The 16,412-nt window shown below is 40.8% G+C and carries 17 protein-coding genes; 4 read left to right on the top strand and 13 right to left on the bottom strand.

Translation table 11 applies throughout. From position 1 onward, the window contains the following. Positions 1–11: 11 nt before the first annotated feature. The 8 genes from LCD34_RS18935 to LCD34_RS18900 all read right to left on the bottom strand — a co-directional run bounded on the left by LCD34_RS18935 (position 12) and on the right by LCD34_RS18900 (position 8,122). Positions 12–920 (bottom strand): DMT family transporter, encoded by a 909-nt coding sequence (locus LCD34_RS18935; RefSeq protein ID WP_224559861.1) that lies wholly within the window; start codon positions 918–920, stop codon positions 12–14. 330 nt (positions 921–1,250) lie between these two features. Next, positions 1,251–1,973, bottom strand: coding sequence for a lactate utilization protein C (locus LCD34_RS18930; RefSeq protein ID WP_008343937.1), 723 nt, complete (start codon positions 1,971–1,973; stop codon positions 1,251–1,253). Continuing rightward, positions 1,970–3,394: a LutB/LldF family L-lactate oxidation iron-sulfur protein gene (locus LCD34_RS18925; RefSeq protein WP_046526646.1), complete on the bottom strand. Its 1,425-nt coding sequence runs from the start codon at positions 3,392–3,394 to the stop codon at positions 1,970–1,972. The genes LCD34_RS18930 and LCD34_RS18925 overlap by 4 nt, the downstream gene beginning before the upstream one ends. A gap of 21 nt (positions 3,395–3,415) precedes the next feature. Then, positions 3,416–4,132 (bottom strand): (Fe-S)-binding protein, encoded by a 717-nt coding sequence (locus tag LCD34_RS18920; protein ID WP_224559860.1) that lies wholly within the window; start codon positions 4,130–4,132, stop codon positions 3,416–3,418. A 245-nt stretch (positions 4,133–4,377) separates the two neighbouring features. Further along, a complete protein-coding gene (locus LCD34_RS18915) occupies positions 4,378–5,916 on the bottom strand; it encodes a M48 family metallopeptidase (protein WP_224559859.1) in 1,539 nt (512 codons plus the stop codon). Positions 5,917–6,200: 284 nt separating this feature from the next. Next, positions 6,201–7,052, bottom strand: coding sequence for an SDR family oxidoreductase (locus LCD34_RS18910; protein ID WP_048002253.1), 852 nt, complete (start codon positions 7,050–7,052; stop codon positions 6,201–6,203). Between the two features lie 134 nt (positions 7,053–7,186). Continuing rightward, the gene (locus tag LCD34_RS18905; protein ID WP_048002252.1) at positions 7,187–7,600 is read right to left on the bottom strand and encodes an Rrf2 family transcriptional regulator; all 414 of its coding nucleotides are present in this window, start codon (positions 7,598–7,600) and stop codon (positions 7,187–7,189) included. Positions 7,601–7,648: 48 nt separating this feature from the next. Continuing rightward, the gene (locus tag LCD34_RS18900; protein ID WP_224559858.1) at positions 7,649–8,122 is read right to left on the bottom strand and encodes a VOC family protein; all 474 of its coding nucleotides are present in this window, start codon (positions 8,120–8,122) and stop codon (positions 7,649–7,651) included. A 159-nt stretch (positions 8,123–8,281) separates the two neighbouring features. Here LCD34_RS18900 and LCD34_RS18895 point away from each other — a divergent pair, with 159 nt between their 5' ends. Beyond that, positions 8,282–8,725, top strand: coding sequence for a DUF2188 domain-containing protein (locus tag LCD34_RS18895; RefSeq protein WP_060832353.1), 444 nt, complete (start codon positions 8,282–8,284; stop codon positions 8,723–8,725). Between the two features lie 28 nt (positions 8,726–8,753). Here LCD34_RS18895 and LCD34_RS18890 read toward each other — a convergent pair whose 3' ends face one another. Further along, positions 8,754–9,602: a Ku protein gene (locus LCD34_RS18890; RefSeq protein WP_007499384.1), complete on the bottom strand. Its 849-nt coding sequence runs from the start codon at positions 9,600–9,602 to the stop codon at positions 8,754–8,756. Positions 9,603–9,717: 115 nt separating this feature from the next. On the opposite strand from LCD34_RS18890, the gene LCD34_RS18885 reads away from it, so the two are divergent. Beyond that, positions 9,718–11,583, top strand: coding sequence for a DNA ligase D (locus LCD34_RS18885; RefSeq protein ID WP_224559857.1), 1,866 nt, complete (start codon positions 9,718–9,720; stop codon positions 11,581–11,583). A gap of 34 nt (positions 11,584–11,617) precedes the next feature. Next, a complete protein-coding gene (locus LCD34_RS18880) occupies positions 11,618–12,313 on the top strand; it encodes a YoaK family protein (RefSeq protein ID WP_224559856.1) in 696 nt (231 codons plus the stop codon). Positions 12,314–12,352: 39 nt separating this feature from the next. Here the strand turns inward: LCD34_RS18880 and LCD34_RS18875 are convergent, their stop codons facing one another. Together LCD34_RS18875 and LCD34_RS18870 are read right to left on the bottom strand one after the other, a co-directional pair. After that, positions 12,353–12,574 carry a hypothetical protein gene (locus LCD34_RS18875; protein ID WP_008343948.1) on the bottom strand — a complete coding sequence of 74 codons (222 nt, stop codon included), beginning with the start codon at positions 12,572–12,574 and terminating at the stop codon, positions 12,353–12,355. 462 nt (positions 12,575–13,036) lie between these two features. Next, a complete protein-coding gene (locus LCD34_RS18870) occupies positions 13,037–14,149 on the bottom strand; it encodes a tetratricopeptide repeat protein (RefSeq protein WP_224559855.1) in 1,113 nt (370 codons plus the stop codon). Between the two features lie 559 nt (positions 14,150–14,708). Between LCD34_RS18870 and LCD34_RS18865 the strand changes: the two genes are divergently transcribed. Next, positions 14,709–15,080: an iron chaperone gene (locus tag LCD34_RS18865; protein WP_057079498.1), complete on the top strand. Its 372-nt coding sequence runs from the start codon at positions 14,709–14,711 to the stop codon at positions 15,078–15,080. Between the two features lie 58 nt (positions 15,081–15,138). On the opposite strand, the gene LCD34_RS18860 is transcribed toward LCD34_RS18865, so the two are convergent. Further along, a complete protein-coding gene (locus tag LCD34_RS18860) occupies positions 15,139–15,720 on the bottom strand; it encodes an undecaprenyl-diphosphatase (protein ID WP_148780371.1) in 582 nt (193 codons plus the stop codon). 140 nt (positions 15,721–15,860) lie between these two features. Next, positions 15,861–16,403 (bottom strand): GNAT family N-acetyltransferase, encoded by a 543-nt coding sequence (locus LCD34_RS18855; protein WP_224559892.1) that lies wholly within the window; start codon positions 16,401–16,403, stop codon positions 15,861–15,863. Between the last annotated feature and the right edge of the window lie 9 nt (positions 16,404–16,412).

Below are 16,412 nucleotides of genomic sequence, written 5' to 3'. Positions count from 1 at the left end.
AAATCCGGGAGTTAGCCGGATTTTTGTGTTTTCATTACGATCCCTTGTCGCTGCTGCATCAAAAAGAAAAAGACACCTAAAAGGACAAGAAGACCACCGAACATTTGCAGCAGCGTGACTTTCTCTCCAAGCAGTAAAACAGCGAGTATCGTTGCCCCAACAGGTTCGCCTAGAATACTCATTGAAATAGTTGTCGCATTCACATAGGTTAACAGCCAGTTGTTAATGACATGGGACATGGTAGGGATAATGGCGAGCAGTAAGAAAATCCCCCATTCTTTACCCGAATAGCCTACAAAAGGCGTTTGCTGTATAAGGTTAAATAAAATTAAAAAAAGGCCGGCAAAACCAAATACACAAAAACTATAAATCCAATGAGATATCTTTCTCACAGCTTGTTGACCGATTAATAAATAACAAACAACAGCGATTACACTGAAAAAGGATAAAATGTCTCCTATAATGGCGTCTTGGCTATGTCCGATATCCCCCCATCCGATCATGAGCGCACCAACAATCGCCGCACACATTGTGAAAATGGCTGACTTCGTTGTTCGTTCACGAAAAATGAGAAATCCGCCTAATAATGACACCATCGGCTGAAGTGCAATGATGATTGTAGAGCTCGCCACTGTGGTGAGCTTCAATGAGCCGAACCACAAAACAAAATGGAGCCCTAAAAAGAAACCTGACATACATAAGAAAAACCAGTCTCTCCGCTTTAACGAGACAAACTCTTTTTGACGCGGCAGAATAAACGGAAGCATCAAAATCGCCGCAAATATCATTCGATACATACTTAAAATAGCAGCAGGCGCACTTGACCACTTCACAATAATGGCCGAAAACGAAATCGCAATGATGGAGATCACAAGCGGCACCGCAATCGACTTCTTTGGAGCATTTGTCTTCATTTCCATTAGCAGCTTCCTTTACATCAGCAGTAGATGAGCTTCTCATCTTGTATGACGTCATCTTACTATGACCATTCGCCTAGAGGCAAGATGAATTTTAAGAATGTTTACATAAAAAAAGCTTTCTTCACGAAAGCCCCAGATTGTTGACAAAGGGCTAAAATGAACTTGATTTTAGCCCTTTGTCTTCTTTTCAGCGTGATAGAAAACCTTTGCAGTCCTAGGAAGGATGAGCATCGGCGCGGAGCGAATTTAACATTCGTGAGCACCGAAGCGCAGGACTGACACCGAATGCGAGGGTTTGCCTACACGCTGAAGCTTTCTTCACGAAAGCCCTCATTCATCATCTATTAATACATACACAGCCCGCACCGGCCCATGAACACCAACGACTAAATTCATTTCAATATCGGCAGAATTACTTGGACCTGATATAAAATGAATGGCGCCTTTCGTCTGCTCTCCTTCTTCTACTAGGCGATGAAGAGCTGAAACAGCATGAATCATCCGCGGGACAATTGTGCTTTTTTCAATACATACGATATACATCATCGGTAAAAAATGAAGTGCTCTCCCTTGACCTTGATGGGAGGAAAGAACAACGGTTCCGGATTCTGCAAGTGTGTAATCGCTGAATACCACTGCATATTTCGCTTGTTCTGCCCGCCTTATATTTTCTTCTCTTGATGTATCTGCATTCCAGCTAGTGACTGAGATTCCTTCTTTCCGCAAGGCTTGAAACATAGGATGACATTCATATTGTGCAAAACGTCTATCGCTCGAAGTCATCACAGGACCTTCTCCATACTCTTTCATCAATAATCGTAACGTTGAGGGTGCTTCTTTTGGCGTTGTTTCTACCACTTTCGTATGAATTTGCTGACATTGCACCTTCAATTGCTCTACCAATTCTTCTTTCGACAGACCTTCATTTGTTTCCCAATTGACTCGATGCTTCCAAACCGGACGCCGAATAGATGCAGGCTTGGAGGAGCTTTTGCCTAATTGTTGCTGGATATGTGCTAAAAATGGATCCCGATGAGAAATGGTTCCTTTCATTGTCGCTCCTCCTTTTGTTTCTTTTTAAACCAATCCCGAAACCTTTCTTTGCTTGGCGCTGGGAGGTCACGAATTTCTGTCCAATTCTTTAAAGGACCCGCACCTTTTGAAATCTGTCCGTTTGAAGCCATACGTTTCAAGAGCACAGGGGCTGCTTTTGTTCCAAATCGATACATTCTAGGAGTGGATGCGCCCATTCCGAACATTTTCATTGCCATCATTTCCGCTTTAGGCGCTCTCCCCTCTTTTTCAACGATGACTTGTCGATGTTTGATTAATAATTCGTGAAGTGGAATTTTCACTGGACAAGCATCTGTACAGGCTGCGCACAAACTTGAGGCGAAAGGAAGCTCTTGGTAGTCGTCATATCCTCCAAGTAGCGGCGAAAGAACAGCACCAATCGGACCCGGGTAAATTGATCCGTACGAATGACCGCCAACATGCCGATAAACGGGGCACACATTGATACAGGCTGCACACCGAATACATTGCAAAACTGGCTGAAATTCTGTCCCTAATATGTTTGACCGTCCGTTATCCACAATGACCAAATGGAACTCTTCTGGCCCATCAACTTCTTCTTCTCCTTTTGGCCCCACGACAGAGATATAGCTTGTTAACTTTTGACCGACTGCGCTTCTGCACAATAGACCGACAAGGACATCGAGCTCCTCCATCGTTGGTACAAGCCGCTCCATCCCCATGACTGCGATATGTGTCTTTGGAATGGACGTGACAAGATCCGCATTCCCTTCATTCGTCACAAGACAAATCGATCCTGTGTCAGCCACAGCAAAGTTACAGCCCGTCACACCAATGTCTGCTTCAAGAAATTTTTCTCGTAACAAAGCTCTTACAAATTTGGTCATTTCTTCAGGAGTCTCTGACATATCATATCCAAGCTTTTCGTGAAAAACTTCCCGTATTTGTTCTTTCGTCATATGAAGGGCTGGTGCCACGATATGTGAAGGTGGTTCATGGTCATCAACTTGAAGAATATATTCTCCAAGATCGCTTTCAACTACCTCGCAGCCAATCTCTTCTAGCGCTTGATTCATTTCAATTTCTTCTGTGACCATTGATTTTGATTTCACGATCTTTTTTGCTGCTTTTTTTTGTGCGACATCTTGGATGTACGCCGATGCCTCTTCCTTTGTTTTTGCAAAAAACACATGACCTCCACGTCTACTCACGCTCTCACTTAATTGATATAAGTAGTCATCAAGGTGGGCAAGTGTATGCTGCCTGATGTCCTCTCCAAGTTCACGCCACTTTTCCCAGTTTCCAAGCACTTCACTTGCAGTCATCCGCCTTTTATACAGACGCTCCTGTGCCGAGGAAACAGCTCCTCTCATCACAGCGTCTTCTAATCCTTCGCCGATCCGCTCTTTAAAAGCCTTCTCTCCAATTTTCATACTCATGTGCCGTTCCCCCTCTTAGCTTCAGCGGCTATTCAACACTTCTGCGATATGCATCACTTTAACTGGCTTATGAAGACGATTCAGCCTTCCTCCGATATTCAGCAGACATCCACAGTCAGCACCGATGATATATTCAGCGCCTGCCTCCTCTATGCTTTGTACTTTTTCATCGACCATCTGCTCAGAAATGGGTGTCATTTTGATTGAAAAAGTTCCTCCAAATCCGCAGCAATTTTCAGCGCGAGGCAATGGTTCTATCACCAAATCTTTGACATTTGACAACAGTGTGAAAGGCGCTTCCTTAATTCTAAGCAGTCTCGTCATATGGCAGGAGGTATGATAGGTGGCTTTTCCTTTCAAACTCGCTCCTACATCTGTTACATGTAATATATCAACAATAAATTCCGTTAATTCATATGTTTTCGCAGCAAGTGCCTGAGCACGGGCGAACCACGCTCGGTCTTCTTTAAAAAGGTGCGGATATTCTAAAAACATGGCCTTACAAGAACCTGATGGTGTGACGACATATTCAGCTGATTCAAAGGCTTTCATCATATTTTTGGCCGCTTTGATTGTTTCTTTTGTATAGCCGCTGTTAAAGGCGGGCTGCCCGCAGCACACTTGTGCTTCAGGGAATTCCACTTCAACACCAAGCCGCTCTAATACCTCAACAGTCGCCTTTCCTACATGTGGCTGCATCGTGTCAATGATACAGGTGACAAATAAACTGACTCTCATCGGCGAACTTCCTTTCTTTTACTGCACCTTGATTTATATCTGGTCATCTGACGACTAAATAATGGACTTTCATTTCATTTTAATCCCAAATTTCTGAAATTTCAACGAACGGATTTGTCTAAAATTTGGACATCATGCTTGTGTGATACATGAAAAAACACCCTTTTTACAGGGCGTTTGAGAACATTCATGTTTTTATTTCTTCATACTACCGAAGGAAGTGTCGTCTTTCACACAAACCGCCTTCACTTCATGATTTTCTTTATGTGATGAATTCGTTTTTCAAAAGAAGGATGACTTTCACGCCATTCAGATTTTCTTCCGTCATCTCCATCTTCTTCAATCAAATGACTTAATTTTATCAAAGTATTGAGATATAGAGTTTGATTCTCAAGATGGTGAACAGCAAAGCGATCCGCCTGAATCTCAAATAAGCGACTCATTTTCTTTGGCAACCACTCCGTCATAAATATTATGATCAATACCCCTGCTGGGAACAACAGAATATATTGCCACCAACCATTGGCAAGCATCACCTGTCTGGCATAATACATACTGATTCCCATAAGTAAGGTGACAATCACAGTGAGGTAAATGGTGAAATGCGCATGTTTTAATTTTACATGTCCCATTTCATGGAATAAGATCGCACGAATTTCCTCTGTATCAAACTTATTTAATAACCCTTCCGTCACATATAGATTGACTTTTCTTCTAAACGGAAGTTGAAATGAATATATCCAGGCATTCACATCATGTTGTGAGTCTTTTTTTACCCATATATTTACCTTTTGGTTCGTTTGATGCTCAATATCTTTGCAAATATTTATGAATTCGTCCGTCCGTAAGACTTCATACTTATTTATCATTTTTTGAATGAATGAGTAACCCATAATAAATAAGATGACTAGGGCGAAATACCAAGCACAAAATAGAAAAAGGTGATCCATAACCTTCGCTTGAAACGCCAAAGGCATGACTAAATAAGAGCCGAAATATATCAAGGATAATGTGATAGCACCAAATAAAACGGCTTGCTCCCTAACGTTCAGGAAGAATGAATTTCCTAAAGTGTCTTCATTTTCTCCTAATACATCAGAAGAATCTTTTGTCACATACTCAAATGAATAAGCTGTCAATAAGACTGACAGGAAACTAGGCACAAGTATAGAGAGAATCATACTCAACACATAAGATCCTGTGACTGATAGCACGTATCCCATTAAAAAATAATAATTTAATCCCAAGGGAAGAAAAATGGCTAGAACAAAGGGAATGAATAATGTGAATAGGTTTTTCATCGATTCATGAAGGTTAAATAGGAAAAATAACAAAGCGGGCAAAAGAATTCCCATTAAAGTCATGAATGTAACAAATGCGATGCTATACTTAAAGTTTGTGTTGATCTTAGTTGTTTCTGTTAGATTCGTTAGATTGTATGTAGAAAAGAAGGGATTTTGCGTTACCTGTTCCATCATGATCGTATCATCATGGATAGGTACAAAGCCTTTTCTTAGAAAAACCAATGCCTTATCATTCATTATTTTGTCTGTTTCAATCTTACTGATTCCATTCGCAGATGGGATCTGTGTGAGATTTATGTACTTTCCACTTAATTGAAGGGATGCTTCTGATGGGCCATTGAAAGAACCGTCTTGATAGGTTAATAAAACGTCACCCTGATATAGCGAATGAGCGACGAATACTTTTGGATTGCTTTCTTTGTTCGAATCAAGTAAAACAAATGGTGAAACAACGGCTGAACGAAAACCGAGTTCAATCATAATGACGATGATTGTGATCATACTGGCAGTCAAATAAGAGAGGAAGGCTTTGCGTAACATGTCATCACATCCTGCTGTTTAATAGGATTAAAACAAAATGAATATCTTGAATAATGTATTTCATAATAAAGTAAGCGTCATTCATTTGCTGGAATCATCTCATAAAATTCTAACATCTACATACAAGAATATGTACGACAAAATGGACATTACACCTATATTTTCAAAATAACGGATCAACAAGGATAGAAAAAACGCCCTTTTTACAGGGCGTTGTTAATTGTTTAGTTTGACATCATTTCTCGTATTCTATCTTCAATAGGTGTTAAAGAACGGCCTAATAGTTTTTCGAAATCATGGCTTTCGACTGCTAATGCCCCATCGCGGATTCCGCTTTGCATCGCTTTGACAAATGGAACAGCTTCTTTCGGTACACCATTTGACGCTAAAAATTCTCCAAATGTATCTACATCCATGTGTTCTACTTTGATTTCTTTCCCGCTCACTTTGCTGACCATTTGTGCAAGTTCAGTGTGTGTGCGAAGCGGTCCTGACAATTCATAGATTTCCTGATCATTTGCCGGCATTGTTAACGCATTTGCTGCTGCTTCTGCATAGTCATTTCTTGTTGCCCAGCCGACTTTACCTTCACCAATTGGGCTGATAAACGGCGCTCCGTTCACTGATGCCAGAATCGTATCTTTTTCATTTTCCACATACCAATTGTTTCTTAGAAAAACATGAGGGATGCCAGAGGCCAAAATTGCTTCTTCTGTTTTTGCATGGTCATGTGCTAGGTTAAGCTGACTTTCTCTTGCATTGACAACACTTGTATAAGCAATAAATGACACATTCGCTGCTTTCGCTGCTTGGATGGCATTGATATGCTGCTTCACGCGATCTCCATCCCCAGACGAAATGATCAAAAGGCGATCAATCCCTTGAAACGCTGTTTGAAGTGTATCCGGCTGTGTGAAGTCTCCCTTGCGCACATCCACCCCAGCTTCCTTTAGATGGACTGCTTTTTGCGGATCTCGAACACTGACCGCCAATTGTTCAGCTGGTACTTTTGCGAGCAAATGTTTGACGACGAGCGATCCAAGTTGTCCTGTTGCACCTGTCACTAATAATGTCATTGATTTGACCTCCTCATTTTTCGTTCAACGGTGATGTTTCATGTATGAAGCAGCTAGTTTCTTACATCAGATCATTCGTTATAATCGAAATGGTTACAACGAAGGGGTAAAAAAGCTCTATGTATGAGCTTTTTCTACTCCGCCTCGATTAATAATTGCTTAATTGTCACTTGTTTAAGGTGATGCTCAAGCGCGGCCTGTGCTTCTTTAAGTTCTTGCCGCAGTCTCGTATCCATGGCTTGACCAATTGGACATGCAATGACTGGTTGATGAAAGCTAAATAACTCTTCATCTGCGCTTACATCCACAGCCCGGTACACATCTAGTAGAGTGATGTCCTCTGCCGGCCTTTTTAAGGAAGCACCGCCAACTCCTCGGCGAATCTCAATGAGATCCGCCTTTTTGAGCATAGCCATCATTTTTCTGATAATGACTGGATTTGAATTGACACTTTCTGCAATAAAATCCCCTGTGCACTCTTTTGAAACACCCGCAATAAATGACAAGATATGAACAGCAATGGTATACCTGCTGCTAATTTGTTTCACATTCCTTCACCACCGTTGTAATCAATATAGTTACAATAAGCGGTTTTGTCAATCAATAAACGGATGTTTCTTTCTTTCCCAATCTTCAAATGTCATCATCTCATGATGTTCTCCTGCATCGATTTCAAGCGGTGCAATGCATTCAAGCAAATTGCCATCTGGGTCAAGAAAGTAAATCGCGGCATGAAATTGTGGCGGATTATCAAGAACTAAAGGCTGTTGCTCTTCCGAAAAGCCAAACATCGGATGTATGCTGATCCCTTTTTCTATCAGCCATTCTTTGATCTGCTCAATGCTGGATGTTTCTATTTGGAAGGCGACATGTCGCGTCGCTGGATGATATGGAATAGTGGATATATCAACCTTCCAAAGGCCAAGCCAGCTCTTTCCTTTCTCAATCCATAAAAAGGCCACTCGTTCATTTTCATGAGCAAGTGTTAATTCCAATTTTTCATAAAAAGAAATGGATGCCTTCAAATCACTCACAGGTAAATGTGCTTCATACAAGCCTTTCATAATCATTTCAATCACTCCTTTACTATCTTCTATTGTGCAGGAATCGAAAACATTCTTCCTCAGCAAAACGATGTATTTCAACCAAGCCATTGGATTGAGATGGTTAAATGTTTGATCCATTGCATATGGGGGAAGGTGTTCAAATAAAAGAAAGGAGCGTTCAATATGCCTTGGACAATGGAAGATTATCCAGCTTCATTCCAATCACTAGACAAAGTCATTCGAAAAAAAGCACTTGAGATTTCCAACAAAATGGTGCAGGAAGGCTATGAAGAAGGTAGAGCGATTCCAATTGCGATCAATCAAGCGAAAGAGTGGAAAAAGAATGCGACGGAAAAAGAAATGGAGGACTTTCACTCTCATGGTTCTGTGACTCCTTCTAAGAAAAGCAGCTCTGCACGACCTGAGCTCATGGATCATGCGCAGCATGTCGTGAAACATGATGAAGGCTGGGCGGTTCAAACTGAAAAAGCGAAGCGTGCAAGTGAGGTAAAAGAAACGAAACAGGAAGCCATCGACCGCGCGAAAGAGATTTCATCTAAAAAAGGAACAGCAGTTGTCATCCACCGAACAGACGGGACGATTCAGGATGTGGTGAAGCCAAAATAAGACCGCCCTTTGGGGAGCGGTCTTTTCTTTATGCATTCTTTTCTTTTTTAGCGGGTGCTTTTCTTTTCTTAGGTGCTGCTTTTTTCGTTTTTTCTGGTTTTGATCGATCGATAGAAGCCTGCAAAGCGGCCATCAAATCAGTGACATTGGATGAAGCCTCTTTTTTACCTGTCGTTGCTGGTTGAACGGTATGTTCTCCAGAAATTTTGTCTCCAATGACATTCATCAGCTGCTCTCTGTATTCATCGCGATAAGCGGCTGGATCGAATGTGGTGGTCAGCTGCTCAATTAAAAGGAGTGCTGTATCTAACTCTTTCTTCACGATGTTTTCCTCTTGCGGGATATTCGGGACGTCTGATACTTGTCTAATTTCGTCAGGGAAATGAATGGTTTCCATTAGTAAAATATGTTCGTAGCACCTAACAATCGCTAATTGCTCCTTTGAGCGAATCATGATCTTGGCTACACCGATTTTCCCTGATTCTTGTAACGCTTTTCTTAATAATGAATAAGCCTTTGCTCCGCCGGTATCTGGAGATAGAAAATAACTTCTTTCATAATAGATGGGGTCGATTTCTTCTATCTTCACAAAATCAATAATTTCGACGGCTTTTTCTTCATTTTCTTTTCTCAGCCTTTCGAGTTCTTCCTCATCCAATTCAATGAATTTATTTTTGGCATACTCGTACGCTTTTACAATTTGCTCTGGCGCTACCTCCTCGCCGCAGTTAGCACAAACCTTTTTGTAGTTAATCGGCGTATGGCATTCCTTATGAAGCTGTCTTAATTTAATATCTTTGTTTTCTGTAGCGGTAAACAGCTTGACTGGAATATTCACCAGTCCAAAGCTAATGCCGCCCTTCCATACTGTATGCATCGTAACGCCTCCGTTCTTTTCTCCTTACTATGTAATGTTTTCATCAGAGTTATGTATGTTTATGAAAATTTCATCCCACCATAAGAACACATGATGTAAGGAAGTGAAAAACACAATGAAACCGATGCGTTTAACGTCTGCACATGGTATTCCTGTTGGAGCAGACTGGCTGTATGAATTAAAATATGACGGCTTCAGGGCCATTCTTATTTGGGAAAAAGACGCCATCCATTTAGAGAGCAGAGCGGGAAAACGATTAAACAAACAATTTCCTGAAGTCATTGAGCAGTGCCAGCAACTAACAAAGCAGCTTGCACCTTTTTTACCGCTGACCCTAGATGGAGAATTGGTCTTTTTACTGAGTGAACAAGAAAGCGACTTTACTAAAGTTCAGCAAAGAGGCCGCCTGAAAAACACAGAAACCATTCAACGCCAGGCTAAGCGGTTTCCATGTCATTTGATTGCATTTGATCTATTGAGATGCAAAGGGAAATCCCTCGTTGATTTACCGCTGATTGAAAGAAAAGCTGAGCTGCATGAGGTGTTCCAAGCTGCAAATCTTCCTCCCTCCGTTCAGCTGAATCACCCCTCTCTTCTTCAAATCATCCAAACCGATACCAGCCCTGATGACATGAAAAAAATCATGCTGACCTATTTAGCGGAAGGATTAGTTGCTAAAAAGAAGATGAGTAAATGGCAGGAACATACCCGCTCGAAAGAATGGCTCAAAATCAAAAATTGGCGGTATGTATCTGTCATCGTGACTCGTTTTGATAAAGACAATGGCTATTTTCAAGGATGTCTTTATCAAGAAACGAATCTCTTAGAGGTTGTCCAATTTAAGCATGGTTTTTCTAAAGAAGAAGAACAAACCCTGCGCACCTTATTTCTAACCAAAGGTCAAATGACTGGAGCATCACATTATGAAATCCCACCATCCATTGTCGCAAAGATCGCCTGTATTTCTTTTGATGGATCAGCCTTACGTGAGCCCCGGTTCTTTTCGTTTTTATTCGATGCAGATCCAGCAACGTGTACCTTTCAACACATGCTCAAACAGCTTTATCCGCTCCCAGCTATGATTGACGTCACCCACCCCGAGAAACCGGTTGTACCTGCCCTTCATATCACAAAGGCAGATTACTTACTTTATTTGAGGCAAGCCGCTCCCTATTTATTGCCCTTTTTACGTGAAAGACGTCTTACGTTAATACGCTTTCCTCATGGCACTGGTGGAGAATCTTTTTATCAAAAGGCAACGCCCGATTATGCGCCTGATTTTGTTGAGACAGATCAAGCGCACGATATTTCTTACACAATCTGTAATGATCCTAATACGTTGCTTTGGCTTGGTAACCAGCTGGCGATGGAATTTCATATTCCTTTTGAAACGAGAGATACAGATCGGCCTGTAGAAATTGTATTTGATTTAGATCCGCCTTCTGTTAAAGAGTTTCACCTAGCAATAGAAGCAGCCAAACGAATCAAGGCCATTTTAGATGGACTCTTTCTCACCGCATTTATTAAAACAAGTGGTGGGAAAGGGCTGCAAGTTTATATCCCATTGGAGAAAAATGCCTTCACATATGAACAAACTAGACAATTCACTGCGTTCATCTGCCAATTTTTATGCGAACAAGCACCCGAGCTGTTTACGCTAGAGCGTCTAAAGAAAAACCGCGGCAACCGTTTATATTTAGACTACCTTCAACATGATGCTGGAAAAACAATCATCGCCCCGTATTCCCCGAGAGGAAACGAGCTTGGACTTGTTGCAACACCGATTGAATGGGAAGAATTAAATAGCGAAGAATGTCACCCTTCTTTATTTACGATGCCGGCTGTTATGAAACGTCTAAAGGAAAAAGGCGATCCATTCCGTCAAATGAGGCACCATGTGAATGATGATTCTTTTCGACAAGTTTTATATCAGCTGCAGGACATATTACCAGCTCATAAAATGGACACACGCGGTCATTAAGCGTTACACTTATTCATTAGAGAGGAAGAAAGGGATGACTATTTTGACCGCACACTCAATACGAAACATTGCCCTGATGTTCTTATGTCTTACCGCAGGAATAGTGGATGTTATCGGCTATTTAAGCCTGGGGCATGTGTTTACAGCAAATATGACGGGAAATATTGTATTGCTTGGCATTGCAGCAGGCAGTTCATTGCAGTTAACCGCTCTTCATTCCATCACGGCACTTAGCGGATTTGTTCTAGGTGTTTTACTAGCTGTTGTCATAGGTGGAAAACAAGAAAAAACATTTTGGCCAAAAGCCGTTACACGCATCTTTATCATAGAAGTCATCATCTTGCTTCTATTTGCTCTTATGACCATTTTTCCTTATACGCAAGGTGCTTATTTTATGCTGATTATCCTTTTAAGTATGGCGATGGGCATGCAAACGGCGGCCGCACGCAAATTAAATGTCGCTGGCATTTCTACAACAGTTTTAACGAGTACACTTGCTAACTTATTTGAAGATTTGGCGCAGCGCTTATCAAATCGGGAAAAAAGAAAAGCCCCTATTCAACATTTGAGCTTGCTGCGAATCGGTTCTATTGTCTTTTACTGCCTAGGAGCTGCTTTAGCAGCATACACAGATGCGTACGATCCGTTTATCATCATTTGGCTGCCTATTTGCATCCTAGGGGTTATCGTGATCACAGCTACATTTAAGCACTTTCACCAATTGAAATAGCCAATCTTAGATGGCTATTTCAACCACTGTGATAAAACATTAATAACTTCTTACATAAAAACCAGGAGGACGCCCCATAATGAATGTGGAGCCATATGGAGAATATCCAGAAAACGTCCCGAACCCTCCATATCCAGGGTAACCTCCTAAGCCCGAGAACACGCCAGGGCTCACATAATACCCGCCAAAGCCAATATGAGGGCCCACTGCACCTCCGCTAAAACCGCCGCCATGAAAGCCTCCATATACCCGAGGATCCATACAATCACCTGCCTTCAACTTACACTTCATCTCATCATATGCGTGACAAATGGAGCGGTGTTCCCTCTTTTGTAACAATTTCTATGTACTATAGACCAATTTGATGAAATTTGAATGAAAAGTCCTGCAAAAAATTAAATTAAGCAAAGAAAGGTGACCTTTTTAACTTGTTGCTCTGCCCTATATTTATTTAGAATAATGGAGCAGGTAACAAATTTGCACACCCCCTTTGTTGCGAATTCTTCTTATTAAACGTTCTTGCAGCGTTTAATAAGAAGAGCCTATTTTCACACATATAAAAAACCCTTGCTGATCATCATCAACAAGGGCGAGAAATGATTGGGTGATTAACCACCAATGATTTTTTCTGCTACTTCGAAAGAACCCGCTACATTTTCAGTTAAAACAGCCGCAGCGACCGCTAAACCCACAACGAATAATACTTTTAATCCTGTTTTCATCTTATATCAACCCCATTCTTTTCATATGTAAATCCGCTTCTAAACTTTTATTCAAGTAAAAAACAGACTGCTCATAAAGTGCTTGCTTTTCACAATACTTTGCAGCAAAGTGAGAGAGCTCTTTCACTTCATGATATTCATTCTTTTCTTCTAACTTTCTTAATTTCTCATTAATTTGCTGAAATCTTTGTGGCACATTGGTTAAGTAAAGATCATGTACGATGCCTATTTTGAGCTGAAACACTTCATGAGAAGCTTCTTTCATTCGGGCATATGCAGCCTCTATATACTGGCTTGCACGCTGCTTTTCACCAATCACACAGAGTTCCCGGCTGATCAGATACGTAGAATGGAAAAAGAAATCTGAATCATAATACTCTTGATGAGACAATGCTTTTTCAAGATGGCTGATGGATTCTTTCGGTTTATTCCAAAATGAATATAAAATGGCCACATTATGATGGTGCTGAGCCAGCATAAAATCATCCTGTTCGCTCGTCAACACCTCTTCCGCCAAACGATAATTCTCAAGCGCTTCTTCGTACCTGCCAATCTCTGTAAGGTTGGCTGCAATAAGAGAATATGAAAGTGCAGTTCTTCTTTCATAGTGCTTGTGACGTTTATAGACGTTTAGAGCCCTGCGAATATAACTTAATGAAAGCATGATATGACTCAGGCGATAGTAAAGCCACGCGACCTTAAAATCGAAATCAGCGCGTTCGATTTCACTTGGAATTTTATCTAAGAGCTTTTCCGCACTTTGATACATCTGTAATGCAACCTCATAATTCCCCTGATGCTGTTCATACACACCCTCATAAAAATCAAAATAGTAAGCAAGGCGATTAGACAAATCATCATCTTTTTTCCCATACTGGCCTTCTTTACTTTTCGTTGAAACATTGCCTTTTTGTCCTCTTAAATTGTACATCAGAATATGATGCCTTTTCTCTAAAAGAGAATAATACATGAGGATGTCAGCATCATCAATTTCCTCTACTGCCTGTTTCGCTTTAGCAAATAGCCGTTCTGCCTCATCTGCATGATCTTTTTTGATTTCCATGTTCCAGTCATTTAATAATGATGCCAATTCCGCCACAGGAACTTTGCTCATTCTACACCCCCAATCACCTTCAGCTACACCACATGATTTCACTAAATATGGAACTTCTATTAGCAATTGCTAATTCGTCCATTTGACATCATTTTAATATGAATCACTTGAATCTTCAATAACCGATTCCTTTGTTATTGCGTTTCTTTCTCCTAGTCAATGATGTTTACACTAAAAATTCCGTCTTTTTTCTGTCAAAAGATACGGTTGAATTGAAAAAAGCCCTTATTGGGCTTTTTAGATTTATTCCATTGACTATTTTGAGTGATTGCCCTGAATCATGAGCACTGCTTTTCATTTTTCAAGTTTCTCTATATAATATGAACAAGAACTTCCGTGCCTCAGTAGCTCTAGAAGGGAAGAGCGCCGTAAAACAATTGTAGCTAGCGGGTCGCAAGGCAAGGGTTTCAGAAGCACCGAAAAGCAAATGAGCTGAGACAGGTGAAACTCCTGTCGGTGAAATTCCGTAGGGAAGCGTGTTGCCCCCTAGCCTATGCTTACGAAAGGAGTGCGGGTTCGAATCCCGTCTGAGGCTTGATGAATATGGAGGATGAAAACAATGCAGGTTTTTGAAGAATATGTAAGCAATATCGGTAATCCAGAGCTGAAACAGCGCACGCAAGACATCTTACAATGGATTTCAGACACATTCCCTCAATTAGAGCCAAGAATTGCTTGGAATCAGCCCATGTTCACAGATCATGGCACATTTATTATCGGATTTAGCGTCGCAAAACACCACATTTCTGTTGCGCCAGAAGGAAAAGGGATTGATCACTTTTCACCAGATATTGTACAAGCTGGTTATGACCATGGAAAAAAGATGTTTCGGATGAAGGAAAGCTTACCGATTGACTATCCTCTACTTAAAAAAATCATCGAATTTAACATTGAAGACAAAGCAGATTGTTCCACATTTTGGCGAAAATAATAAACACCCCGATCTGATTTCATAACAGATTGGGGTGTTTTTTCGTGAGACTTACATTTTATTTGGTTCTCTCTCCTGCCCATTTCTGCTCCACCCATTCATAGCCTGACAAAAGTACATTAACGCCCTTTTGGAATAGCGGCAAATAAACAACCGTTACCGCCGTTAAACAGGCGATCACAGCACCTGCCAACACATCAAATGGATAATGAACACCTACCCAAATCCTTGAAAATCCTACAGCGCAGGCAATGAAAAGCCAATAAATATGACGCTTGTGGAAAAGCCAAAAGACCATACAAATGGAAAAAATAAAAATGGTGTGATCACTCGGAAAAGAGTTGTTCACTTCCTTTTCGATTAAAAGATTAACATGATTCAATTCTGCAAAGGGCTGCTGATTGGAATAAAAGATCCCAGCGATTTTCCCTAGCATCTCTGCCAAAATAAAAGTCAACCCAGCAGATATCATCATGCATCTGTTTTTTCTGCTTCGGTTTTGAAACCACATGATCAAAAACATGATTGCAATGAACATCACTGAATATTCAGCCAATCCAATAACAACTGGATTTAAGACATCGTGATTCATACTAAGCTGATTAATCGACCGAAATACCCGTTCATTAAACTCCTGCATCTCATTTCATTCCTTTTGCTTCGTTTAGGAAAAGGATAAATGAAAAAAGAAGACCGTGACATCGATCGAGCGAACAAAATAAAGGGGTCATCTCACATTTTTGTCACTTCGTTGTCATTCGGATACCAAGAAACAAAGCACTATTTAGAATGATACTGCTCCCATTCTTTTTTCAGCAAAGCATATTGATAGGTGTTTTCATATTTAGGGGTCCCATCCTCATTTGTAGTAAATGAAACAAACTCAAGAAAGAAGCCTTCTTTCCTCATACCTAAACGTTCGCATAATGTTTGAGATCGATCATTGTCATCCTCTACATATGCATATAAACGCCTTGCCCCTTTATTGACAAATAGATATGACAAGAGCGCTTCAGCACTTTCACGGGCATATCCCTTTCCTTCATATGATGCATGAAAATTCCAGCCAATCGAATACGTGTCCGGTTCATCTTTTAAATGAAACAATTCACCGATAATCAACTGACTTTCTTTTAAACAAACCGCCATATAAGAGTGATCTACTTTTCTTTTTTGCACCTTAGCGACCGCTTCTTCTAATGTAGAGATTTGATCATCCAGAAAACAATTCACTCTTGGTTGAGACAAGTATGCAAGCATTCCGGGTGCATCTTCATCACGAAATGGTCTAAGAATTAAACGATTTGTTTCTATTTTATCCATAGACTCTCC

Origin of the sequence: Bacillus sp. RAR_M1_44, assembly GCF_020165935.1 — a bacterium.
GTDB classification, from domain to species: domain Bacteria; phylum Bacillota; class Bacilli; order Bacillales; family Bacillaceae; genus Bacillus; species Bacillus altitudinis.
This window is presented reverse-complemented; position numbering and strand designations above follow the sequence as displayed.